The 24,949-nt window shown below is 37.0% G+C and carries 26 protein-coding genes; 6 read left to right on the top strand and 20 right to left on the bottom strand.

Going from position 1 to position 24,949, the window contains the following annotated elements; genetic code table 11:
- Positions 1-12 precede the first annotated feature (12 nt).
- The 3 genes from AC4BB7_RS01290 to AC4BB7_RS01280 form a co-directional block, all read right to left on the bottom strand.
- Positions 13-414: a DUF1801 domain-containing protein gene (locus tag AC4BB7_RS01290; protein WP_490484128.1), complete on the bottom strand. Its 402-nt coding sequence runs from the start codon at positions 412-414 to the stop codon at positions 13-15.
- Entirely contained in the window at positions 374-961 is a 588-nt protein-coding gene (locus AC4BB7_RS01285; RefSeq protein WP_490484127.1) for a GyrI-like domain-containing protein, read from the bottom strand. Before AC4BB7_RS01285 ends, AC4BB7_RS01290 begins: the two co-directional genes overlap by 41 nt.
- Positions 962-1,054: 93 nt before the next feature.
- The gene (locus tag AC4BB7_RS01280) at positions 1,055-1,780 is read right to left on the bottom strand and encodes a YebC/PmpR family DNA-binding transcriptional regulator (protein ID WP_490484126.1); all 726 of its coding nucleotides are present in this window, start codon (positions 1,778-1,780) and stop codon (positions 1,055-1,057) included.
- Positions 1,781-1,942: 162 nt separating this feature from the next.
- Here AC4BB7_RS01280 and AC4BB7_RS01275 point away from each other — a divergent pair, with 162 nt between their 5' ends.
- The 3 genes from AC4BB7_RS01275 to AC4BB7_RS01265 all read left to right on the top strand — a co-directional run bounded on the left by AC4BB7_RS01275 (position 1,943) and on the right by AC4BB7_RS01265 (position 5,602).
- Positions 1,943-2,713: a MurR/RpiR family transcriptional regulator gene (locus tag AC4BB7_RS01275; protein WP_490484125.1), complete on the top strand. Its 771-nt coding sequence runs from the start codon at positions 1,943-1,945 to the stop codon at positions 2,711-2,713.
- Positions 2,714-2,897: 184 nt separating this feature from the next.
- Complete coding sequence (gene malX / locus AC4BB7_RS01270) at positions 2,898-4,397, top strand: maltose/glucose-specific PTS transporter subunit IIBC (RefSeq protein WP_490485108.1); 1,500 nt, start codon at positions 2,898-2,900, stop codon at positions 4,395-4,397.
- An 11-nt stretch (positions 4,398-4,408) separates the two neighbouring features.
- A complete protein-coding gene (locus AC4BB7_RS01265; RefSeq protein WP_490484124.1) occupies positions 4,409-5,602 on the top strand; it encodes a MalY/PatB family protein in 1,194 nt (397 codons plus the stop codon).
- 53 nt (positions 5,603-5,655) lie between these two features.
- Here the strand turns inward: AC4BB7_RS01265 and AC4BB7_RS01260 are convergent, their stop codons facing one another.
- The 3 genes from AC4BB7_RS01260 to AC4BB7_RS01250 form a co-directional block, all read right to left on the bottom strand.
- Positions 5,656-5,865: a hypothetical protein gene (locus tag AC4BB7_RS01260; protein WP_490484123.1), complete on the bottom strand. Its 210-nt coding sequence runs from the start codon at positions 5,863-5,865 to the stop codon at positions 5,656-5,658.
- Positions 5,866-5,945: 80 nt separating this feature from the next.
- Entirely contained in the window at positions 5,946-6,338 is a 393-nt protein-coding gene (locus AC4BB7_RS01255) for a YxeA family protein (protein ID WP_490484122.1), read from the bottom strand.
- A gap of 217 nt (positions 6,339-6,555) precedes the next feature.
- On the bottom strand, positions 6,556-7,059 hold the full coding sequence (locus AC4BB7_RS01250) for a VanZ family protein (protein ID WP_086315214.1): 504 nt from the start codon (positions 7,057-7,059) through the stop codon (positions 6,556-6,558).
- Between the two features lie 116 nt (positions 7,060-7,175).
- Here AC4BB7_RS01250 and AC4BB7_RS01245 point away from each other — a divergent pair, with 116 nt between their 5' ends.
- Positions 7,176-8,981, top strand: coding sequence for a M3 family oligoendopeptidase (locus AC4BB7_RS01245; protein WP_490484121.1), 1,806 nt, complete (start codon positions 7,176-7,178; stop codon positions 8,979-8,981).
- A 109-nt stretch (positions 8,982-9,090) separates the two neighbouring features.
- Here AC4BB7_RS01245 and AC4BB7_RS01240 read toward each other — a convergent pair whose 3' ends face one another.
- From AC4BB7_RS01240 to AC4BB7_RS01195, 10 genes are all read right to left on the bottom strand, one after another.
- On the bottom strand, positions 9,091-10,413 hold the full coding sequence (locus AC4BB7_RS01240; RefSeq protein WP_490484120.1) for a coiled-coil domain-containing protein: 1,323 nt from the start codon (positions 10,411-10,413) through the stop codon (positions 9,091-9,093).
- Between the two features lie 368 nt (positions 10,414-10,781).
- Positions 10,782-12,107, bottom strand: coding sequence for a coiled-coil domain-containing protein (locus tag AC4BB7_RS01235; RefSeq protein WP_086315211.1), 1,326 nt, complete (start codon positions 12,105-12,107; stop codon positions 10,782-10,784).
- 242 nt (positions 12,108-12,349) lie between these two features.
- Positions 12,350-12,859 carry a rod shape-determining protein MreD gene (mreD, locus tag AC4BB7_RS01230; RefSeq protein WP_086315705.1) on the bottom strand — a complete coding sequence of 170 codons (510 nt, stop codon included), beginning with the start codon at positions 12,857-12,859 and terminating at the stop codon, positions 12,350-12,352.
- A gap of 7 nt (positions 12,860-12,866) precedes the next feature.
- Entirely contained in the window at positions 12,867-13,727 is an 861-nt protein-coding gene (gene mreC, locus AC4BB7_RS01225) for a rod shape-determining protein MreC (RefSeq protein WP_170923040.1), read from the bottom strand.
- A gap of 565 nt (positions 13,728-14,292) precedes the next feature.
- Entirely contained in the window at positions 14,293-14,685 is a 393-nt protein-coding gene (locus AC4BB7_RS01220; protein WP_490484119.1) for a hypothetical protein, read from the bottom strand.
- A 15-nt stretch (positions 14,686-14,700) separates the two neighbouring features.
- A complete protein-coding gene (locus AC4BB7_RS01215) occupies positions 14,701-15,942 on the bottom strand; it encodes a hypothetical protein (RefSeq protein WP_490484118.1) in 1,242 nt (413 codons plus the stop codon).
- 172 nt (positions 15,943-16,114) lie between these two features.
- The gene (locus AC4BB7_RS01210; protein ID WP_490484117.1) at positions 16,115-16,564 is read right to left on the bottom strand and encodes a hypothetical protein; all 450 of its coding nucleotides are present in this window, start codon (positions 16,562-16,564) and stop codon (positions 16,115-16,117) included.
- A gap of 4 nt (positions 16,565-16,568) precedes the next feature.
- Complete coding sequence (locus AC4BB7_RS01205) at positions 16,569-18,047, bottom strand: hypothetical protein (RefSeq protein WP_490484116.1); 1,479 nt, start codon at positions 18,045-18,047, stop codon at positions 16,569-16,571.
- Positions 18,034-18,408, bottom strand: coding sequence for a DUF3958 family protein (locus tag AC4BB7_RS01200; RefSeq protein WP_490484115.1), 375 nt, complete (start codon positions 18,406-18,408; stop codon positions 18,034-18,036). Before AC4BB7_RS01200 ends, AC4BB7_RS01205 begins: the two co-directional genes overlap by 14 nt.
- Positions 18,409-18,771 carry a TIGR04197 family type VII secretion effector gene (locus tag AC4BB7_RS01195; RefSeq protein WP_490484114.1) on the bottom strand — a complete coding sequence of 121 codons (363 nt, stop codon included), beginning with the start codon at positions 18,769-18,771 and terminating at the stop codon, positions 18,409-18,411. It lies immediately after the preceding gene.
- Between the two features lie 840 nt (positions 18,772-19,611).
- Between AC4BB7_RS01195 and AC4BB7_RS01190 the strand changes: the two genes are divergently transcribed.
- Positions 19,612-19,914, top strand: a complete 303-nt coding sequence (locus AC4BB7_RS01190; protein ID WP_490484113.1) for a hypothetical protein — start codon at positions 19,612-19,614, stop codon at positions 19,912-19,914.
- Positions 19,915-19,981: 67 nt separating this feature from the next.
- Here the strand turns inward: AC4BB7_RS01190 and pnp are convergent, their stop codons facing one another.
- Both pnp and rpsO read right to left on the bottom strand, forming a co-directional pair.
- The gene (gene pnp, locus AC4BB7_RS01185) at positions 19,982-22,096 is read right to left on the bottom strand and encodes a polyribonucleotide nucleotidyltransferase (RefSeq protein WP_086315201.1); all 2,115 of its coding nucleotides are present in this window, start codon (positions 22,094-22,096) and stop codon (positions 19,982-19,984) included.
- A gap of 211 nt (positions 22,097-22,307) precedes the next feature.
- Entirely contained in the window at positions 22,308-22,577 is a 270-nt protein-coding gene (gene rpsO, locus AC4BB7_RS01180; protein ID WP_010761818.1) for a 30S ribosomal protein S15, read from the bottom strand.
- A gap of 282 nt (positions 22,578-22,859) precedes the next feature.
- Here rpsO and def point away from each other — a divergent pair, with 282 nt between their 5' ends.
- A complete protein-coding gene (def, locus tag AC4BB7_RS01175; RefSeq protein WP_490484112.1) occupies positions 22,860-23,423 on the top strand; it encodes a peptide deformylase in 564 nt (187 codons plus the stop codon).
- Positions 23,424-23,475: 52 nt separating this feature from the next.
- Here the strand turns inward: def and AC4BB7_RS01170 are convergent, their stop codons facing one another.
- Positions 23,476-24,252 (bottom strand): Cof-type HAD-IIB family hydrolase, encoded by a 777-nt coding sequence (locus AC4BB7_RS01170; protein WP_086315199.1) that lies wholly within the window; start codon positions 24,250-24,252, stop codon positions 23,476-23,478.
- A gap of 22 nt (positions 24,253-24,274) precedes the next feature.
- Positions 24,275-24,922: a DNA alkylation repair protein gene (locus AC4BB7_RS01165; RefSeq protein WP_086315198.1), complete on the bottom strand. Its 648-nt coding sequence runs from the start codon at positions 24,920-24,922 to the stop codon at positions 24,275-24,277.
- Between the last annotated feature and the right edge of the window lie 27 nt (positions 24,923-24,949).

Genomic DNA, 24,949 nt, shown 5'->3' with positions numbered 1-24,949 from the left:
TTTAATAGCCTATTACCTTTTTTTATGATAAGTTAGTGCTCTCTCAATACAAAACGCTAACTCATTGACTGGTAAATCTTTTTCAGGATCCAGCACAATCGCTCGATTTTTCGAAAACTCGAAAACATCACTAAACAACGCTCTAAATTCCTCCACTAATGTCGTTTGACAATGAAAGAACAGTGCTATGTTTTCAGAACCAAAACGATCGATACGAATCGGACTTCCTGATTTTGTTACTTTCGTTGCATAAGAAGGTTGATTCCATTTTAAGCTTTCTTCCAACTCACCTACTATTGCGATTTCGGAAGCTGTAGTAAAAATCAATTCTCTAAGTGCTAATAGTGGTTTGCGAAATCGTTCAGGATAATGCTCAAAAATAGCAGCCACATTTGTATCCGAAAATTCTTTCATTTTCCCCCTCTTTTATTGTCTTTTTCTCACTGATAGGAATCCATAATTCGCACTTATAGTTATCCGCTTCCATGTCACCCAATGGATACAACTCAATTCTTGGAATTCCAATATTTTCACACATTGCCTCATCTGCCCACGGCGAAAGTGTGCTGTGTTTTAATTGCATCAAAACATTCGGTTCAAACGGTTGATGTTCCTCAAGTGCTTTGACACCTGCTGAAATTGCGCCAATACATTCAATGATTGCCCATTTTGAAGCTGGAAAGTGGATCTCGGCTAAATCATTCAAAATAGCCTTATCCTGACTTGTCTTTGTACCGATCATGTAATTGAACTGCTGTTGGCTGTTATTACTATCAGAAACACCTAGTAATCCTTGAATCGTTCCATCTGTTACCGACATTAATCGATTGATTTTTTCTTCGGTCAAGCTCGACCAAAAACGTGATATTTCATAATAATTTTCGTCTTGCTCTATCTTGGTCATCTCTTGTTTGTGACCTGTGACGGTAAAGGCTTCTTTTTGTTCTACTTTATAATTCATAGAATCATCTCCATTCATGTGATGACTATAAATTACCATACAAATGATGACAACAATCTGTCATCATTTGTAACAATTTTCTATATTAACGACTCACATATCCCCTGAAGTGAAAACCTCAGACACATCATCGTCTTCCTCAAGCTTATCGATCAAAATCTGCAGTTGTTCTTGTTGATCCACGTCTAACTCGACTAATGTTTGAGGAATCATAGTTAATTCGGCTTGAGCTAAAGTGTAACCATCTTTTTCCAGTATATCTCGGACAGTGGTAAAGTCTTCTGGCGCCGTATAAATTTCAAATACGTCCTCTGATGTTTCTAGATCCTCCGCACCAGCTTCTAGTACATTTTCAAACATCGTATCTTCATCAACAGACAGACCTGCACGTTCAATTGCGATATAGCCTTTACGGTCGAACATATAACTAACGGAACCTGTTTCACCTAAAGAACCACCATTTCTAGTAAATGCAACTCTCACATTGGTTGCTGTCCGATTTCGGTTATCCGTTAATGCATAGACTAAAATTGCAACACCAGCAGGGCCGTATCCTTCATAAGTAATCTCATCGTAATGTTCATTTTCACCTGCGCTGCTAGCCTTTTTGATTGCTCGATCGATGTTGTCATTAGGCATATTAGCCGCTTTTGCTTTATCCATTACAAGTCTTAAAGCCGCATTTGTGGCTGGGTCTGCGCCCCCTGCTTTAGCTGCCATATAAATTTCTCTTGATAATTTCTGGAAAATCTTCCCTCGTTTTGCATCCTGCGCATTTTTTCGCCCTTGAATATTTTTCCACTTACTGTGACCTGCCATTGTTTATTCCTCCCCGTGTAATAACGTTTTACGAACCTGTCAATTAAGTTCAGTTACCTTCTATTTTACTATGCTTCTTAATAGTTGCAACCTTTACTCTTATTCTCGCTATTTGCTATACTGAACAAAACGAAAGTACTTCATTGAAAAGAGGGAAAAATAGTGAGCGTATTTTTAAAGAAACTGCAAAAACATCAAGATCAACTAAGTCGTTTAGAGCAGCAGGTTCTAGCCTATATTATTGAAAATCCAGAAGTAATTGCCCAAAGCCGCATTGATGAAGTGGCAAAAAAAGTCTATGTGTCAACTGCAACAATCAGCCGAACAAGTAAGGCACTCGGTTATTCTGGGTTTCAAGAGTTGAAATATACTTTGATCCATCATTTAGAAGAAGAGCAACGCCCGATTTACCAACCTTCTGCGAACTTCACTCAATTGGCTGAACGTGTTCAAAATGAGATCAGTGAAACATTACAGTTAGTGAAGCAAGAAAATCTAGAGTTGGGAGCAAAGTTGCTTGCAGAGAGTCAACGTGTAGAATTTTTTGGTGTCGGAAGCTCTTATTCCTGCTGTTTTGAAGCAGCACGAAAATTGACTTTCGCTGGCAGAATTGCGAATGCACGCGAAGATTGGGACGAATTACGGATCGTTGCCGAACATTTAACTGCATCTGACACAGCGATTCTTGTCAGTTACAGCGGTGAAACCATTCTTCCCCTTGAATATGTAGCTATTTTAAAAGAAAAAAAAGTGCCTATCATTGCAATCGTTGGTTCTAAAAATAGTCAACTTGAAGAATTAGCGACATTGGTCTTTCATGTCAAAGTGACGAATGGCTATTATGGGGAAATCGACATGAGTTCACGAATTCCTATGCATCTTGTATTAGAACTCTTGATCCTTCATTATATTGAAACCTATGTAGAAAAATGAAACCTCGTACATTTTTTGAAAGTCCTTCCAGCATTTATGAAAGCGCTTGTTTTCGTGTGTTTCCCCACGTAAACTAAAGCTATTGATAAAGAACTATCTAGCTTTTCTTATTCAAAGGAGGAATTACAGCGTGAAAAAGAAATTTAGTTTTTGGGAGTTTTTTCAAGGAATCGGGAAAACATTTATGTTGCCTGTAGCATTACTGGCTTTTATGGGGCTGATTTTAGGAATCGGCAGTTCATTTTCTAGTCCTTCAACCATCGAGATACTTCCTTTTTTAGATCAGCCTTGGCTGCAAGTTATTTTTCGATTTATGTCCACGGTTGGTGGTTTTGCTTTTACTTATTTACCATTATTATTTGCAATGGCGATCCCATTAGGCTTAGCTCGCAACGAAAAAGGAGTCGCAGCGTTTTCTGGTTTCGTCGGTTATGTTGTCATGAACTTATCTATTCATTTTTATTTGACTGAAACGGGTAAATTGGCTGATCCAGAGCACTTGCGTGAAGCGGGACAAGGAATGGTTTTAGGGATGCAGTCGATAGAAATGGGGGTACTTGGCGGAATTATTGTTGGAATCATTGTGTATTTATTACATAGTAAATTCTATACAATCCAGTTGCCGGATGCCTTTGCATTTTTTGGCGGTGCTCGATTTATTCCAATCATCACGTCTCTTGTTATGGCGATCATTGGTATCATAATCCCAGTTATTTGGCCATTGTTCGCACTAGGAATCAACAGTGTGGGGTTTGCGATTCAAAAATCAGGAATTTTCGGTCCCTTTTTATTCGGTGCGGGTGAGCGTTTATTACTCCCATTTGGTTTACATCATATCTTGGTTTCAATGATTCGTTTTACCGAAGCTGGCGGTACACAAATCGTAGACGGGCACAGCGTATCTGGAGCATTGAATATTTTTTATGCCCAACTACAAAGTGGTTCTCCTATCAGTCCGGCGGCCACGGCCTTTCTATCCCAAGGGAAAATGCCTACTTTCATGTTTGGACTTCCTGCAGCAGCTTTAGCGATGTATCGAACAGCATTACCTCAGAATCGCCATAAAATCAAAGGCCTTTTGATTTCTGGAGTCATTGCTACTTTTGTTACCGGCATTACGGAACCAATTGAATTCTTATTCTTGTTTATCGCCCCTGTTTTGTATGGCTTCCATGTCATCATGACAGGTTTAGGATTTATGCTCATGGCGTTACTTCAAGTAGTTATCGGCAATACTGACGGCGGTGTTCTGGACTTTTTAATTTTTGGTATTTTACAAGGAACCTATACAAAATGGTACTTCGTCTTGCTCGTTGGAGCGCTATGGTTCGTAGTCTATTATGTTGTTTTCAAGTTTGCGATTCAAAAATTCAACTTGAAAACACCTGGCCGAGAGTTAGTAACAGAAGATGTCTCTGAAAAAGAGCGAACTTATAAGAAAAAAGGCAATTACAATGGACCTTTGATCCTAGACGCATTAGGAGGACCTAAAAATATTGTTTCATTAGATAATTGTATTACCCGTCTACGCTTAGTTGTAGATGATATGACGATTGTAAGTGAACAGGAATTGAAAAATCAAGGTGCTATCGGTGTTATAAAATTAGATGCAAACAACCTTCAAGTCATTATTGGAACTCAAGTCGCCACAGTAAAAAATGAGCTTGAAAGTTTGATGGAATAGGAAGGAAATAAATGAAAGAAAAAATAGATTTTGATAAAATCGTGGAACGAACAGGGACTTTTTGTACCCAATGGGATTATATTGCCGATCGTTTTGGTCAAGCAGATTTACTACCGTTTACGGTCTCTGATACTGATTTTGCTGTTCCAAAAGAGATCCTAGAGACACTTCAAGAGCGAATCAGTCATCCTGTTTTTGGTTATACTCGTTGGAATCATAGTTCGTTTAAAGAAAGTATTCAAAAATGGTATCGCACAAGATTTGACTATCTGTTCAATCCTGAATGGATCATTTATAGTCCATCCGTTATTTATTCGATTTCAAAATTAATTGAACTAAAATCAGAGATTGGTGACCATATCGTAATTCAAACACCTGCCTACGACGCTTTTTTTAAGATGATTGAAGCGCACAATCGAACCTTAGTCGAAACAAACCTTTTGTATCAAAATAATCAATATACCATGGATTTCAATGATTTAGAACTCAAGCTGAAACATCCAGACTGCAAAATCTTTTTACTTTGTAGTCCTCATAACCCCACTGGTCGTGTTTGGACAAAGGAAGAATTAGCACAAATTATTTTTCTCTGCGAAAAATATAATGTTTTTCTAGTTTCTGATGAGATCCATATGGATATTTTACGTAATGGGCAGCAACATACACCTATTTTAAAAGATGCCAAAGATCCAAATAATCTAGCTTTGTGCACTTCAGCTAGTAAAACGTTCAATACTCCTGGACTAGTTGCTTCTTATTTGATGATTCCAGACTTTGAATTACGAGAAAAATTTTTGATGCTACTGAAAAATCGTGATGGCCTTTCTTCTACAAGCATCTTTGGTATGCTAAGTACGATCACAGCCTATAATCAATGCGGCGCTTGGCTGGATCAATTAAATGATTATGTAGATCAAAATGTTCAGCTGACAGAAACGTTCATTCAGGCATTTTTACCAGAATTAACAGTTGTTTCTTCACAAGCAACTTATTTACTTTGGATCGACTGTTCTCAATTACCTTTTTCAATGGAAGAAATCCAAAAAGCTCTCGTTTATCATGGAAAAGTAGCTATTATGTCTGGCGCAACTTATGGTCAATCCGGCACGTCATTTTTACGTTTAAATATTGGTTGCTCTAAGGATAAACTGCTTGAAGGGTTGAACCGTTTAAGGAAAAGTATTCTATTTTTAAAGACTAAATAAACAAAGCAGGTAAAACAACTGTAAAATAGGTTGTTTTACCTGCTTTGTTTGGATCACTCAATAATTTCTAGACGAATTTCAACGCCGCGCAATATCACCGTTTCACCCGTTTTAAAAGGGATCGTAGACTCTTCTTGATCTCCACTCAACAATTGTATATTGATGCATTCCGTGTCTGGAAAAATACGATACGCTAACATCCCCAAACCAGTAATCGTTGTAGTATCTCTTGTGTTATTTCTATTGATAGTCATAATTTCCATGATGAATCACTCCTTACTATAAGTATAGACGGCATTCTTTTAAATTTAGCTATCTTCTACATAAGAAATTTTTCATCTAACTAGAATAATGGCACTATATTATCTGGTAAATCACCTTTATCGATTTCTTCCCAATTCATAACGTTCTGACCTTTTACTGTTAATCTAAGAAATTTATCTGGTTTTAACTTTTTTCCAAATGAAATGTATTCTAGTTTTCGTTTTTCTCCTTTATCCGTATAACAAGTTTGAACATAGGCAAAATTTTCTATTTTGCTAACTGCATCTGGATAGGTATAATCATAGTTTTCAGTTGTTTTAGTATAAAGAGTTGCGGTTTTGACTAATGGATTAAAGTAATCGATCATCGCTGCAGCAGTAGATGTATTATTATAAGTATAAATTCTAAGTCCGATGATGCTGATTACTATAATAAACAGTATCATCAGTACTGATTTGCAGAAATGTTTCATTAGATGCCGCACACTCCTTCCTGGCTCATTTCGTCCTTCCTTATTATATTAGATTTTTTTATTCTGATTTTCATCCAGCTTGAGACTGATTTTTTGAATTAAATTATAAAAATAAATAGCAAAAGGTTCAGAGTAATCTCACCTTTTGCCATTTATTATAATTATCAACTTTTGTAGCGAAAAATTGAATGAACTTCGTTTTGTCGTTCTGTCTAATTTATTTTTTCCTCAATTTTTTGATGCCGATCACAAGTAAGCAAAGAAAAACTGCAGTAAGTGCCCCTATAGAATCTAGCATGACATCTTGAAATAGCGGAGTTCGCCCACCTGTCAACATTTGATGGTATTCATCCAAACCAGCATATCCTGTTGCTGTAAGCCACGCTACAACACCTATCAAAAGCGGTTGCTTGACTTTCATGTTCAACCCGATGAACCAACTACCGCCTAATAAAAAATAGGTGCCAAAATGAGCGCCTTTACGAATAAAGAATTCCACAAATTTTGCATATCCCTTCGCTTGGATACTTACCTCACTTCCAGCATAGCTAAATGAAATTCCTTTGAGTTGCTCTTCAAATGGATGGTTGCTCAATAGTTTATCTAGTAATCCAACCTGTGATTGTTGTTCATAGGTTTGAGAAGAACTATAAAATAAAATAGCCATAATCAAAAATGCCATAAATATATAAAAATTACTGTTTTTTAACTGCTTTTTCAATTCGTCACCTCATTCCATTTACTATAGTAGCCTTTTTCGGCGAAATAAACAATCGCTCAAACTTTTTTTCTTATGATATACTAGAAGAAATAGATTTAAGAAAGAAGGTATCGTACATGACTTATTCACTCGTTTGGGACTTAGATAGCATTTTCCCAGGAGGCAGTCACTCCGCAAAATTGGAACAACGATTAACAAAATTAAAAGATCAAAGCCGTGATTATCACCAATTGATCGAACAGTGGGCACCAGAAAATGATGCTGAATATCAAGAGTTACAAAAAATTATATCTTTGCAAGGAAACATCTCAAACGGATTTTCTCAATGTAGTAGCTTTATCACAGCACTATCATCTGCCGATACAAAAGATAAAAAAGCAAAAATTTTATCAGGTGACCTTTTCTCATTACTACCAGCGATCCAATTAGCAGAAACTATTTTCACAAAAAAATTGACAGAAATTTCCGACGAGCATTGGCAAACCTTAACAACTTTACCAGCATTTGAATCCATCGCTTTTCGTTTAAATGAAATCCGTCGTGACGGTATGCAACTATTATCTGAGCAAGAAGAAAATATCATCAATACATTGTCCTTGGACGGTCTTAACGCTTGGAGCAGTCACTATGATACGATTGTTGCTAGCATCACAATTCCATTTAAAGAAGGAGATCAAACAACAGATCTTTCAGCTGGACAAGCATTTAACCGAATGATGAGCGATCCTAGCTCAGATGTTCGTGCACAACTATTCAAAGAATGGGAAAAAGCTTGGAGTGAGAAAGCACCCTTGCTAGCGGATACTTTAAATCACTTGGACGGATTCCGCTTAAGTGACTATAAGCTTCATGGTGTCTCTGATTTCTTAGAAAAACCATTGAACTATAACCGTATGCAAAAAGAAACACTAGATGTTATGTGGGCAACGATCCAAAAGAACAAACAACCTTTTATTGATTTCTTGACACGTAAAGCTCAATTATTTGGAAAAGAGAAAATGGACTGGCAAGATCAAGATGCGCCGATCATTTTAGGCGATTTAAAGGAAAAATCTTACAGCTTTGACGAAGCAGCTGAATTTATTTTAGAAAACTTTGAAAAATTCAGTCCTAAAATGGCTACATTTGCTAAAGAAGCATTTGAAAAAAGCTGGATTGAAGCAGAAGATCGTCCAGATAAACGCCCAGGTGGATACTGCACAGAACTTCCTGAAACGGAAGAATCTAGAATTTTTATGACTTTTGGCAATTCAATCAATGAAGTAGCAACACTAGCTCACGAATTAGGCCATGCATTCCATAGTAGCGTGATGTGGGATCTTCCAGCACTTGATCGGGAATACGCGATGAACGTCGCAGAAACAGCTAGTACATTTGCAGAATTGATTGTCGCAGATGCAACCTTGAAAAAAGCAGAAACACCAGAGGAAAAAATTAATTTACTAGACACTAAAATGCAAAATGCCATTGCGATGTTTATGAATATCCATTCTCGTTTCATTTTTGAAAATAGCTTTTATGAAGCTCGTCAAAAAGGATTGCTTAGTGAAGACGAAATAACCGAGTTGATGCTTAACGCTCAAAAAGAAAGTTATCAAGATAGTTTAGGGACTTATCATCCTCATTTTTGGGCAAGTAAACTGCATTTCTTTATTGATGATGTGCCTTTTTATAATTTCCCTTACACATTTGGCTACTTGTTCAGTATGGGGATTTATGCCTATGCGAATAAACAAGGCAGTGATTTTGAAGATCAATACATTGCCTTACTTCGTGACACTGCATCAATGACTTCAGAAGACTTAGCTAAGAAACATCTTGATGTCGATTTAACCAAACCTGACTTCTGGCAAGCTGGGATCGATCAAGTCATCAAAGATGTAAATGAGTTTATGGAATTGACAGAAGAATATATTAAGTAACAATTTGAAGTTTCAACGAGAGATCCGTTGAAACTTCTTTTTTTGGTATATTTAACAAAAAAAAGAACCAGACAACTGTCTGATTCTTAAATTATTAGGTTAAATTTGATTACATACGTACAGCGAAGCTTGGTGTAAATGAACCAACGTTGCTGTATTCAACGCCTGTACTTTCATTACCAGCGTGGATATAACCGCCGCCACCTGTAGCAATCGCTACGTGGTAAGAAGCACCTGGGCTACCCCAGAAGTATAAGTCTCCAGCTTGAGCTTCCGCTACAGAAATACGTGTACCAGCACTTTCTTGTGCAACTGTATATCCACCGACATTACGGCCAGTTGAGTTCATAAATGCGTAGTAAACTAAACCTGAACAGTCAAAGCTGTTTGGACCTTTAGAACCCCAAACATATGGTTTACCAACTTGTGCCGCTGCGATAGAGATTGCAGATCCGCCAGTTGATGGTGGTAAAGATCCGCCACCGCCGCCACCTGGTGCAGGTGGTGTTACATTGTTACCTCCGCCATTATCTGGTGCAGGTGGTGTTACATCGTTACCTCCGCCATTATCTGGTGTAGGTGGTGTTACATCGTTACCTCCGCCAGTTTCTACTGAATTACCTGTTGTTGCTTCTTCAGTAGATGAAGTAGTTGTAGTGCTTGGTTTTGTAGCTTTAGCAGCTGCAGCTTCTTCAGCTGCTTTTTTAGCATTAGCAGCTACTACTTTTTCTTGTTCAGCAATACGAGCTTGTTCTGCGATCGCTGCTTCTTTTTCTTTCACTAATCCAGCTTTTTGATCTTCAGCAGTTGCTCTTTCAGCAGCTAATGATGTTTGTAATACATTCAAGTCTGCCTCTGCTTTTACAAGTTCGCCTTTTTGTGCTTCAAGTTCTACTTGGTTATCTTGTAATTCTTTTAATTTATCTTCGTTTTCAGTTTTCTTAGTTTCAACTGCTTTTTTATCTTCTTGTTGTTGTTTTACTAAATCATTGTTTGCATTAACAATCGTAGACATTGCAGTTACACGAGTAATGGCATCAGAAACTGATTTTGCATTCAATAATGCATCCATGTAGCTTGTGCTGTTACCGTTCACTTGAACGTCACGTGCTTGATTTTGGATAGCTACTTCACGTTTGTCGATACGTTTTGTTAATTGTTTGATTTCTTTTTCTAAGCTAGTAGAAGTTTTTCTTAATTTGCCTTGTTCAGCTAATAATGTATCTGCTTTTTCGTTGATAGAAGCTACTTGGCTTTGTACAGCAGCCACTTGGCTTTGAGCATCAGCTTCTTGAGATTTTAATCCTGAAATTGTTTGGTCTTTTTGTTGAATTTTCGAGTCCACTTCATCTGCTGATGAAATCAATGGCATTGCTACAGATGTAAGGGTTAATGAGCAAATCATTAGTAATGGTAATATACTTTTTTTCAAAATTCATTCCTCCGACTTTTTGCTTATAATAAATTCGTTCATTGTTTGAGTAATTTTCATTCTTATATTGACAACGAAATCATTGTATCATAATCACATGTCATACATATAAAATTAATGTTACAGGAGTATTTCATTTTTGATTGTTAAAAATGACAACTTAAAAATTTTTTTAAGCTCGTAACACTCCTATGAAATCAAGCTTTTCACCTTGTTTTCTATACTATGCTATTTGATTATAAAATGAGAAAAAACACAAACGCAGCACCAACTCTCTCACCATACGTCAATAAACGATAAATTACAAATAATCCCTACCCACAAAATCCAGTTGATTTCATGAGTAGGGATTTGATTATTCGCTTAAATTATCCTGGAAAGCGCCATACAACAGCTCTAAAGTTTGCTGCATATGGACTTGGTGTCCAACCTGTAGTTGTTGACACATAACCAGAACCTGCTGGATTATTTGACTCAACAATCTGAACAGAGCTACCGTTGACACCAACGACTAAGACAGTATGAACCCCATCTAACCAAGCATCAGGGCTAAGAGAATTTTCGTATTGTACGACATCTCCCACTTGAACATCAGACCAAGAGACTTGAACTGCTCCTGATTGTGTGTAGCCACTATGAGGACCTCCTGGTGAGAATCTAATACCTGCTGCATTTAACCAATTTTGTACAGCTACAATACACTCACCGCTTTGACCCCAACCTGTCGGGTTTGTTTGGCCGACAGCATTTAAAGCGATTTGTGCTGCTTTTTTCTTCGCTTCTGATACGCCGCCAGTACCGATACTGCTGCCACCACCAGTATTACCACTAGGTTTTTCAACTGGTTTTGGTGCTTCTGGTGTTGTATTAGTTGTACCATTTTCTTCTACAAGATTCGTTTGAACAAGTCCTGGGTTTGCAGCTTGTGCTTCTGCAAGTTTCTTAGCAGCTTCTGCTTCTGCTTTTCTTTGTGCTGCGGCTTGTTTCGCTTGCTTAGCTTGCTCTTCTTCTAATTTCTTTTGAGCTGCGGCTTTTTGTTCAACATACTCAGATTTTTTATTTTCTTCTGTTGAGCGCTGTGCTTCTAAATCATTTTTAGCAATTTCTAGTTCTAGCTTCAAAGTATCTAAAGACGCTTTTTTAGCATTCAGCTCTTTTGTAGATGTTTCTAAAACTGAGATTTGTGATTCTACAGTCTTTGTCTTTTTTTCTACATCTTTTTTATCAGACGTCTGTTGCTCTAATAAGTCATTGTTTGCATTTACTAATGTCGTGATCCCTTGAACTCTGCTGATTGCATCAGAGATAGATTCAGAATTGATGATCACGTCTAAATAGCTAGTACTTGTTCCACTTACTTGAACATCACGCGCTTGATTCCGCATTTGGACTTCTCTTTTTTGGATACGGACATTCAGATCAGAAATTTCGCCATATAACTTTGTGATTTCATCTTTAAGTGTTTTTTTCTTCGCTGTTAATTCATCGATTTTAGTTGCTGTAGCTAACATGTCTGACTCGATTGCTGATAATTTAGTAGCAGCTTCTGATTCTTTTGTTTTTAGTCCATTGATGATCTCATCTTGTTGTTCAATCTTGGTATCATAGTCATCTGCAACTGCAGCCGCAGGTAAAGCAACTGAGGTAAGCGTAATTGAACAAACCATCAATGCTGATAATATACTTTTTTTCACTCGTTTATTCCTCCGACATTTACGTTATGTATTTTATAAGTTCTAAGTATTGTTTCGTCTTCATTAAATTGGCAACGTGCTAATTGTAACATAGCAGTATGACATACAGATAAAAGAGATATTACAAAATTGTTTCATAAAACAGAATTAAATAACACCTAAAATCAATCAAAAGCCTAATTCCGCAGGCTTTTAAATAATATCAATTGTAATATTTCGTTCATTAGCCACATAAAAAGAGACTATTCATTAGCGAATAGTCTTTTTAATGGATAAGAAAAAATAACGAATATCAACATATTAAAAAGCAATGTTGGTCCTAAAACTTTCGTGATAAATAATAATGGTGCCACATTTGATATGTGAAAAATGATTTGCAGCCCCATCGCAATCAGCTCATATGTCGTCACAAAAATAATCATTCCAAAAAAAGCTGTGATTAAGTTTGTGTGAACCACTCGCTGGAAACGATACATCATCATAACAGTCGCTACTAATGCCACCGTATAAATCCCTATGATCCCAATATAATAACTATCGCTAACCATCCCTAAAACAAGTGCTGTGATCAGCAAATAACGTTTAGAGAGATTAGGAACTGCCATTAAAAATGCCAGTAATAAAAAATGAGCATTCGCAAAATAGATATTGTCCGTTATATTCCGCGCAGCTTGGGTCAGTTGACCATCGATCAGCATCAGTAAAAAGAAAACTACAGGCGCATAATATTTAACATTTTCTTTTCGGATCATGTGCATCTTACTCCCCCGCTCCAGCTAATCGCTTGATGATTGTCACGACGGGTATGTTATACATTTCAGCGTAAGGTTTGATATAAACTTCGCGATCTAAGCCATAACTATCTGGTTTAACTTTTTGAACCACACCGACCGGTAGATTCGCTGGAGAATTTTGGCCTAATCCAGATGTTTGAACAATATCGCCTTCTTTGATATCCATATCTCCTACCAATTGGCTGACGATCAATGTATTTTCTTTATCATCGTATTTTTTCAACAATCCATATGAATCACCTTTTTCAGAGTTGATTTGAACTGGAAAATGATTAGAATTTTGGTTCTTCGATGTTAATAGTTCGACTTTAGACGATGTTGCGTTCACCTCTACAACACGACCAATCAACCCTTTTTGAGCTAGAACTGCCATGTTGGGTTCGATACCGTCATTTGAGCCTCGATCAACAACTAGTAAATCTTGCCACATGTCAGGAGATCGAGTAACAACTGTTGCTGTCACTTTTTCATAATTGCCTAGTGTCTCATTCAGTGCTAGTTCTTTCTTCAATGCTTCATTTTCTTTTTTTAAGTTATCATTTTGGATAGAAAGTTCGCCATATCCATCGATTCTTTCTTTTAATCGTGCATTTTCATCGTAAGTGTTAAAAAGTGTGCTGATTGATGATACTCCGTTACTGATTGCTCTTCCCGGAAATGAAATAACTTTGTCAACAAAACCAACGCTATCATTGACTGCTGATTGACCAAGATTGGTTTTCCCGTTGTTTGCTCTATGAGCAGCGGTCAAACTAATGATCGTAACCACGATGATCACTATGATCAGCGTGATAATTATATTTTTATTTGGATTAAATTTTTTCACATCGACACCCCGACTAATCTTTAGACTGATAGCAATAATTTTACCACTAATTAGAGGTAAACAAAAGAGCTGTGGTGCGTCTTTACAATTTTTTATTAAATATCGTCATTTTAATGATCCTCCTTCTGCAAATAATCCTTTCGTCTATAGCTATATGGCCCTACAATTCAAAATAATACTATTCTGTATAGTAATGCTCCCAGAATTTAGTAATAATTGTTGACTAACTCCTTTTCCCATTATCCATTAGTAACGCTTTCGTTATGAACTTCATCTTGCATTCGTTGGAAAAATGAAGGTACATCATGCGATAAAATAAAACTAAAAACAGTATCAGTGAGCTAGTCTCACCGATACTGTTTCCAGAACTGTACATTCTCTAATTGAAATAGCTGTATACTTAATAGCCATTCAAAAAACTAGAACAGGCCTTTGAATTTTTGTGCAATAAATACAGCTAGTTTTTGTTAGTTATTGGCAATTTGATTAGTTAGTTTACTCCTTACTATCAAGGCTTTACTATCCGAAGCTAATAAGATAGTGAAGCGCTTTTTTTATTTCAAATTTACTTGTCTTGCCAAAAGAATAAATTATCTTTCATGTTTAATTTTTCTACAAGAATATTTTTACAAACTATGTTCATTAGCATAATTGATAAGTCGAGGGAGCATTGTACAAAATTTTCATTCTCTTCATATTTTTTTAAAGAAATATCTTGTCCATCATAGCCCAGTTGTCCTCCTCTCATTTCTTTTACGTTATCTATAGTTCTCCAATTAGCATCTGTTTCATAACTAACTTTATAACAAGAAATAAAGCTAATTTTCCAATAAGTTTTCTCATTATTTTCTATAAAAATATATACCTCATCTCCAAAATACCGTGTTTGAACATCTAATATTGACATATCCCAATACTCAGTATTATCAATCTCATTTTGTAATAATTCAATATCCATCATATACCTCCAAAATTATTTATTAGTCCAAGGAATATGTCCATCAGGGCTTTTTTTATCAACAATATTCCCTTTTATATCCAATGGTTTTTTATTCTCATCAAAAATATGCATATGTTCATAATTAGTGACTTTATCAGGTGGATCAATACGAACTCTAAAATTACCGTTTGCATCTTTTATATGAACTCGCCCATTATTTTCAAAAAATTGCCACTCTTTCGGTATACTATTTCTTAACTCATCTAATGACATATTATTAATTTCATTAGGCTTTAATTTATTAAGATTAGCCCCACCAACATTCTTATTCTCAAGCGTCTTCGTACCTTTATTCGTCGCCAATCGATAAGATGCAAAGTTAAACCCTAACATCTGTAACGCTTGCCCCAGCTCGTCTTCCGTCATAAATTTATAACCATCTTCAAGATACTGACCGGATGCCACTAACGCTCCTAAAACTGGATTGTACTTGTTCCCTATCTGTAAATCTTTCCCATTTCGAAAGGCTGCTTTTACCTTATCATCCCAATCCTGCTGAGAAATAAATTCAAACAAGTCCGACGGTATTTCTTTGCCATTCGCATTTAAATACTGGTAGATTTTTGGATTTTTAACACCTGCTCCATCTTTCGTTACTTTCCAAATGACCTTAGGTTTATCATCTTTATCATTATAAATCACCGCATAGATTTGATACTCTTCTAACTGTTTTTCCATCAATCGTTTGTCTCGGGTTGCCCAGCTGTTCTTGATCGTATTCGCCCAATCCATATTTTTTCCGCTTGGAATCGTAAATCGTCCTGTACTCGCATTCCACGATTTATTTGCTTGGGCTATTCCTTGCTCGATTGTTGCCTTTAAACCGGTGATCTCTGAAAAAATCGTTGGCGAACTGGCATGGAAAGCTTGTAATTTCTGGAGCTTCTTCTCTAATTCCTGTTTGGCTTCTAGATCTCGAGTCAAAGATTGCTGATTTTGATTCATCAATATTTGTTTGACTAGGCTAGGGACTGGAAAATGGCGCAATTCCCGCTGTAAGCTTTGAACCCGAGTAATGTTATTTCCCAGTTCTTCGATTTCCTTTTCCAATTCCTCAGATTTTAGGTCACCGCTGTCAACGTCTGTTGTATATTGTTCTGGAAATTTTTTACACGCCTCTTCTACCGCATCTGTTAACAGTATCCCACCTTGAGCTAAAGGAATCAAGACAGCTGAGTAAAAAGCTTTCGCTGAATCGCAGGAATACCTCATCATAGATTTGTTAAGGAACGAATATGGTAAAATAAAACGAAAAACAGCATCAGCAAGCAAATCTCACTAATACTGTTTCATTTATTGGCAACTTGATTATCGAGTGCATTCTTACTAGTCAAGGCTTTACTATCCGACGCCAATCAGATAGTGAAGTACCTTTTTATTTCATTGATTATTCAGGGTCTTGTTCTGTTGTTTTTTTCATGTAATCATGGTAAGGGTCTTCTATATTATCCCCTACCTCTTCAATGGTATCTTCTATTTCTTCAAGTATTTCTGAAGATATATTGGTATTGTCTTTAATAGATTCTTTCATTTTATTATAAGTCTTTTTCAATCCTAAATTTATTAGTAATGATGTTATTATATCTACATCATCATAATTTTCAGTATTCCATAAGCTACACAAAACATTATCTAGTTCACTTCTTAAAGGTTCTTTTAAATTTTCGTAAGTATCTCCTTGTCTCATCATCAATTCGTCTAAAATATCAAAAAATTCTTTCTTGGTTAATTTTTTATTTTTAAAATCTACGATAACTTGTTCAAATAATAAATACAATTTATCTGCAGACATCCATGGCATTTCAGAATAATCTTCTTTTTTCATGACTTTTTCCATTCTATTACCTCCCTTGAACTGGAACATGAACTTCATTTAAGTTTTGTTTTTTTGTCCATAGTCCCTCAACAGTTACTTGTTTATTTCCTATCTTAATTTGAGCAGTCCATCTTGAACCTGATGCTGAATTTGGAAACTTGGCTGCTGCAACAGGATCTGGCTCATGCCATCTAATAATAGCTTTCTGACCATCAGATAATTGAAATTCATATTTCGCACCATTTTTCATAGTATCTGTAGGCTTAAATGTATTTGAAGTTCCTTTTGGAACCATGTTTTGTAAATCTTTTAAGCTTATTTCTCCATTATCTAAAAGATTTTCAACTACTATTCTAGTTTGGTCTCTATTTAAAGTTTCTACAGAATGTTTCCCAATCTCTGTTCCAGCCCCACCAACATTCCTATTCTCAACCGTCTTCGTCCCTTTAGCTGTCGCTATCCGATAAGAAGCAAAGTTAAACCCTAACATCTGCAACGCCTGTCCTAACTCATCTTCTGTTAGAAATTTATAAGCATCTTCAATATATTGCCCTGATGCCACCAACGCTCCTAAAGCAGGATGGTACTTGTCACCGATTTGTAAATCTTTTCCTTTGCGAAAGGCGGCCTTTACCTTATCATCCCAATCATGCTGAGACATAAATTCAAACAAGTCTGATGCTAAGTCTTTGCCATTCGCATTTAAATACTGGTAGATTTTTGGATTTTTAACACCTGCTCCATCTTTCGTTACTTTCCAAATGACCTTAGGGTTGCCATCTTTATCATTATAAATCACCGCATAGATTTGATACTCTTTTAGCTGTTTTTCCATCAATCGTTTGTCTCGGGTTGCCCAACTGTTTTTGATTGTATTTGCCCAATCCATATTTTTTCCACTTGGAATCGTAAATTGTCCTGTACTCGCATTCCACGATTGATTCGCTTGGGCTATTCCTTGGTCGATTGTTGCTTTTAAACCGCTGATCTCTGAAAAAATCGTAGGTGAACTGGCGTGAAAAGCTTGTAATTTTTGGAGCTTCTTTTCTAATTTCCGTTTGGCTTCTAGGTCCCGATTCACAGATTGCTGATTTTGATGCATCAATAGTTGTTTGACTGGGCTAGGGACTGGAAAATGGCGTAATTCCCGCTGTAAGTTTTGAACCCGAGTAATATTATTTTCTAGCTCTTCGATTTCCTTTTCCAATTCCTCAGATTTCAGGTCACCGCTATCAACGTCTGTTGTATATTGTTCTGGAAATTTTTTACATGCCTCTTCCACTGCATCTGTTAATAGTATCCCACCTTGAGCTAAGGGAATCAAGACGGCTGAGTAAAAAGCTTTCGCTGAATCGTAGGAATCACTTTTCAAGACTGAATCTCCAACGAATTGTTGTAGAGCTTTTTCTAGCTGATTATAACCATTATGATGCTTGTTACTTAACGCACTGACACCTATCGCTTGGGAATTAGCTGACGAGAGGTACATATCAATACTGCTCATTGTTGATTGCCTCCTCGTCCACTTTATTTAATAATTGCTGCCGTCTATATTGTTCTTCTGACAGCTGATCATCCAACGCTTGGTTTTCTCGCTTCAACTCTTCCAACTTTTCTTCTAACTGATCGAATAATTGGCGCCGTTCATGATAAATTTCATCCTGCATTTGTTGGAACACTGGAGCGAAATCGTTGCGGTAAAAGGTGGCGTTGATTCCACTGTAAAGGGCATCGGAACGTTGAAAATGCTCATGATATAGTTCCATCGCTTGCTCCATACCGCGTTGTTGATTTTCATTTTCTTGTTGGCTTTCTTCTAATTGACGCATATTTCTAGTGGGCATTTCTAATTCTATTTCAATCATTTACTTCCCTCCGAAAGGGCCATCGGTAAATGGTAATGTTGGTTTTGAACCTCGATTTTTATCGGCACCAGCAATCATTGACGACTGTATTATTTTCCGAATCGCTGCATCTGCCGCTTCAAATTCATTCGCTACACTCTTCAAATTGTTGGATGCTAGCCCTACTGCATCGGCGATATCTGCAGCCGCGTTTTTCGCCAGCTGAATGGCTTCTTTTGCATTTGTATTACCAGCAACGGTTGTTTGATGATCTTCTTGAACCGCACTTGCATCTTTCAGTAAATCCATAGATAAAAAAATATCCGTCGCATACTGGTACGCAACCTGTTTATTACTACTGACTTCTCCAGAACCTTTCCCCATAAAACACCTCACTACATTTGTTTGATAATATAATCATAACAAATAGGCTAGTTCTTTTCTATAAAATTCAGAATAAATAGATCATTTGGATAACATTACTTTCTTTTAGACATAAAAAAACAAGTGCTTTTCAAATTTTTTTATGTTATTTTTTCTTATATATAGGGGGAGTTGTTTTTGATGTTATTTAATCGAGGTATGTAAGAATTCTCATTGCGAACGAACGTTTCTTTAGGTATAATAAATGCTATAGGATAGAAATAATTAACATCAAAATAAATAATAAATTGGCACTTTCTGGTACGGCTACCAACCGAACCAGTAAAGTATTGATTAAGCATCACAACCTGTTTAATTAGTTTGCCAATAGTGTAAGACGCTCTCTTATTTTTAGATTTTTTCGTATACCAGAAGTCTACTAACCTTCACATTCAAGAACGGAAAAAGGAAAAATAATGTTTCTTTGTCTTGCCTATTGTAGACGATTACAGGTAGATACTGTAGTCGTCTTTTTTATTGTTATCCTATAGAATTTGAGAAAAAGAATAAAAAAAATAGGCACTTCATACACTGGCACCAACCTGTGAATGAAGCCCTGAATAGACAGCACAACCTATCTATCCAAGTTGCCCAATTACTAGTACCGTAGCACTAGCTTCTTTATTGTACCTAATTTTTGTAAGAATTTCTAGACAGTTTTTGAAATTTTTCTAAATAGGAGAAAGAATCCTGCTACAGACTTGTGACCAGAGCCACGATAGAGACGGCAATCTCTATCGTTTTTCTTTTTCTCATTTAACGATCAACAGACAAAATACTATAAAAAAGGAGAAATTATTCATGAAAAATTCCGCACATTGTATCAAAGCCGTTCCTTATCAAGAAATCATCGATCTTCGTGACACATTAGAGCGATTAGCTTCTTGGCAAGAACCATTAACAACATTGGAAAACTATTTTAAGAATCCAACTACACCGATCAATAAAAAGCAAGTCGTCAAACAATATTATGCCTGTTCAAAGCTCTTTCAGACCTTTAACAAAGAGTTCGAGCTTTTACTGACCACTGCTGAAAAACAACTAAACGAGGTCAGTTGGAATCAAACGGCAGCTATTTCTACAAAAGTAACTTCCCCTAACTGATTTTCTACTCAGAACAAAAAAAAGCAGAGTAGGTGAAACACCTTGCTCTGCCTTATTTACGCTATAATTATTTTTCTTTGTTTTCTTCCGTCAATAAAGCCTTACGTGAAACATTTACACGACCTTGTTTGTCGATTTCAGTAACTTTTACAAGCACTTCATCGCCAAGTTTCACAACATCTTCAACGTTGTTTACACGTTCATTTGCTAATTGAGAAATATGAACAAGTCCGTCTTTACCTTTGATCAAGTTAACGAAAGCACCGAATTTTTCGATACGAACAACTTTACCAAGGTAAACTTGTCCAACTTCCACTTCTTTGGTTAATTCTTCGATGATCTTGATGGCTTTTTTGATCATATCTGCATCTGCTGAGGCAATACTTACATTACCTTCTTGATCGATATCGATTTTAACACCCGTTTCATCAATGATTCCATTGATCGTTTCTCCGCCTTTACCAATAACATCTTTGATTTTAGCTGGAGCGATTTGGATCATTTCGATCTTAGGTGCATATTTGCTTAACTCTGGACGAGGTTCAGCTAATGTTGAGGTTAATTCTGCAAGAATTTCCATACGCGCTTTTTTCGCTTGAGTTAATGCTTCTGTTAAGATTTGTTCTGTGATCCCTTGGATTTTGATATCCATTTGTAAAGCTGTAATTCCGTCTTTTGTACCAGCAACTTTAAAGTCCATGTCGCCTAAGTGATCTTCTAATCCTTGGATATCTGTTAAAATCGTATAGTTTTCGCCATCGCTGACAAGTCCCATCGCGATTCCGGCAACTGGTGATTTGATTGGCACACCAGCATCCATCAAGGCTAAGATACCCGCACAAATACTTGCTTGTGAAGAAGAACCATTTGATTCTAAAACTTCTGATACCACACGGATCATGTAAGGGAAATCAGCTTCACTTGGAATAACTTGTGCCATCGCACGTTCACCTAAAGCACCATGACCGATTTCACGACGACCTGGAGATCCTGCACGTCCTGTTGAACCAACAGAGAATTGCGGGAAGTTATAATGGTGGATGAAACGTTTGCTGTCTTCTACGCCTAAACCATCAATGATTTGGTGTTCACCCAGCGGTGCCAACGTTACTACAGATAAAGCTTGCGTTTGTCCACGAGTGAATAATCCTGAACCATGAACACGCGGTAAAATACCAACTTCTGAAGCTAATGGACGAATCTCATCCAATTTACGGCCGTCAGGGCGGATTTTATCGATTGTAATTAGTTCACGAACTACGTCTTTTTCTAAATCTTCAGCGATTTGTTTTACTTCTTTCGCTAATTGCGCTTCCTCTTCATGACCAGCAAATTTTTCAGCATACGCTTCTTTTACTTGATCTTTGATTGCATCAATATTGACTTCACGCGCTAATTTTTCTTCTGTCATAACGGCTTCTTTCATTGAAGCGTAGTATGCATCGAAGATTTCTTTTTTCAAATCAGCATCGACTTGCAATAATTTGATTTCCATTTTTTCTTTACCAACAGCGGCAACGATTTCTTCTTGGAACGCCACTAATTCTTTGATTGCGTCAAAACCGAATAGCAACGCACCAAGCATATCTTCTTCAGATACTTCTTTAGCACCACTTTCAACCATGTTGATGGCTTTTTTCGTTCCAGCAACAGTTAATTCGATATCTGTTTTTTCAGATTGTTCAACTGTTGGGTTTAGCACGTATTCGCCATCCACACGACCAACATCAACACCTGCGATTGGTCCATCAAATGGAATATCTGAAATTGCTAATGCTAAAGACGAGCCGAACATTGCCGCCATTTCTGGTGTACAATCTTGTTCAACGCTCATCACTGTATTTGTGATTTGAACTTCATTACGGAAACCTTCCGCAAACATTGGACGGATCGGACGGTCAATTAAACGAGCTGTTAACGTAGCGCGTTCACTTGGACGACCTTCGCGTTTGATAAATCCACCTGGGATTTTACCAACTGCATACATTTTTTCTTCATAGTTGACTGTTAATGGAAAGAAATCAAAATCTCTCGCATCTTTTGAAGCAACTGCTGCACTTAAGACAACTGTCTCTCCATAACGAACTAATACTGCGCCGTTTGCTTGTTTCGCTAATTGGCCGATTTCAACTTGTAAAGGACGTCCGCCCCAAGTTGTTTTGAACACTTGTTTTTCTGACATATTTCTCTTCTCCTTTGATTCTTCGGAAAAGTGAGACTACTACTAAACAAATGAAAAGATTCAAAAGAATTGAGTCCTTTTATTTGGTTAGTAGATTCATTCAAACTTTCCAAAGATGATAATTTTTTAGTATTTTAAGGATACTTGACCTTCGCTTTTAAATAAGCTAAAAAGCGAGGTTCATTTAAGAATCTCGCTTTTCATTGTTTGATTAACGACGTAATCCTAAACGTTGGATCAATTCGCGGTAACGTTGGATGTCAGTTTTACGTAAGTAAGCTAACAAGTTACGACGGTGTCCAATTTTTTTCATTAGTCCACGGTAAGAATGGTGATCTTTTTTGTGAACGCGAGCGTGTTCGTTCAAGTGGTTGATATCAGCAGTTAATACAGCGATCTGTACTTCTGGTGAACCAGTATCTCCTTCATGACGAGCGTATTCGCTAATGATTTCGTTTTTCTTTTCTTTTGACATTGCCATGTTTTTCACCTCTTCTTTAATAGTCATCTTCTTACTGAGTAATGCGTTGGTGATTCGCACAACCAAGTAAAAGACGGTATGTTTCCATACAGGTACACTTTACAGGAAAGTTCGTAAAAATGCAAGACCAAGCTGACTCACTCTCGTGTTTTTTGAACAATTTATCCCCATTTCTACTGGTTTTATGATAAACTGTATAGACGAATAAATACATTCATGAAAAGATCTCGTTTCTTACTGAAACTTATCAGACTTTTACATAATTAAAGGAGGAATTATCCCATGATCACCATGGAGGATATTATCCGTGAAGGAAACCCAACACTTAGAGAAGTAGCAAAAGAAGTTGCTGTGCCGCTCTCTGATGAAGATATTAAATTAGGCGTAGAAATGATGGAGTTCTTGCATAACAGCCAAGATCCTGTCAAAGCAGAAGAATTAGGACTACGAGGCGGTGTTGGTTTAGCCGCACCCCAATTAGATATTTCTAAACGTATCATCGCAGTCCATGTGCCAAGTGGTGATTTGGAAAATCCTGAGCCGACATTGAGCGCTGTGATGTATAATCCTAAAATTTTAAGTCATTCCGTTCAAGATGCTTGTCTTGGCGAGGGCGAAGGATGTTTATCCGTTGACCGTGAAGTGCCCGGTTATGTGGTACGTCATAATAAAATCACACTTTCTTATGTTGACGCCGCAGGTGAGAAGCAAAAAATCCGTTTAAAAAATTATGAAGCGATCGTCGTTCAACATGAGGTCGATCATTTAAATGGTGTAATGTTCTACGATCATATCAATGCAGAAAACCCATATGCGTTGAAAGACGGCGTTTTAGTGATCGAATAAAAAAAGTGATCTGCACAAGCTTAACGGCTTCGTTCAGATCACTTTTTTAGACTTAAATCGCCTTTAATTCTTTCAACGCTTTCCAGATACCATCATTATCATTGGTGTCTGTCACGATTTTTGCTTCTTTTTGAATATGAGGTAAGGCATTGCCCATCGCCACACCGATCCCAGCTTCTCTTAACATTTCACGATCGTTTTCACCATCTCCAAATGTAATGATATCTTCACGCGCAATTCCAACACGATCCGCTAAATTCAGCAAAGTTGCTGCTTTAGACCCATTATTAGGGACGATATCCACACTTTCAGAATGCCAACGGATAAAGCGGAATTTAGAGAACTCACGATCAAACATACCATCAGCCGATTCATCGTAGAATGCTAAAGCTTGATACACATCATTCTCTTTTTGGAAATTCAAATCATATTCTGGCGCTTCAAAATCAATAGAACCCATCGCTTCAACCATTTGCTTTCTGCGATGATGATTATTTTTCTTCACGTCATCCAAACCAACATAGGCTAGACCGATTTCTCTTTTTTCTACTTCTGAAGCAAAGCGATGCAATTCATTTTCATCCAATAAATTTTGATAGTATTGTTCATGATCTAAAAATGCTGCTGCTCCGTTACAGAGAACGTAATTAGAAAAATCTAAGTCCAAAATAATATCTTGTGCCATAAAGCGACTGCGGCCTGTTGCAATTGTTACAAGATGTCCTTGTTGTCTTAACATCTTTAATGCTTCTCGTGTGCTTTCCAACGGTTGTCTGTCGGTTCCAAGCAATGTTCCATCAATATCAAATGCAAAAAGTTTTCTTCTCATGGCGTAATAACTCGCTCGCTTTCTATGATTTTGGCAAATACTTACTGCCTTCTCTAACTGCTAATGGGCTTAATTCGGTCGTCTTGATCAAGGTTTGAACCCAATCTGGATCTGTTTTACTATATTGACGCAAGGACCAGCCAATTGCTTTTTGAATAAAGAACTCATCTGTAGTTTTATCATAAATAATGGCTTTTTTCAATAACGCAGTGTTTGTTTTTTCTTTATATAACAATTGCAAATTGAGTGCAATTCGTCTATGCCAGAAGTCCTCTTCTCCAAAAAACGCTTCAAATAACTGAGGCATTTCGTCTAGATGCTGGTGCCCCCAAAGCCCAAAAAACTTGCGCCAAGCATCGACACTATCCCACCAAGCTTTATTGATCACGAAAGGTTTGAAGCTTAGCATCTCTTCAAAAGAGAAGCGTTTTACATTAACTGTTGCCAAATCAATCGCCAAATACTGATATTCTCGCTCGGATTTATGATAGTAAAAATCAACTAACTCAAACAGCTCATCAAACGGTAGTTTTTTGCTGATTTTTAACAACTCTTTCTCGATCACTGCCCGTTCTGGTGCGGAAACCCCTGCAAAAGGAAATAAATTTTTCATGTAGGCTGCCATCTGTTCAGCTTTTTCTTTATTTTTCGGAAAAACAACTTCATTCATTCTCTTGCTCCTTTTCTCTTATTCTCT

The sequence above is a fragment of the Enterococcus sp. AAFC-DPL-5182 genome (assembly GCF_058216605.1).
Note: the sequence above shows the minus strand (reverse complement) of the source record. Positions and strands in the feature narration are given on the sequence as shown.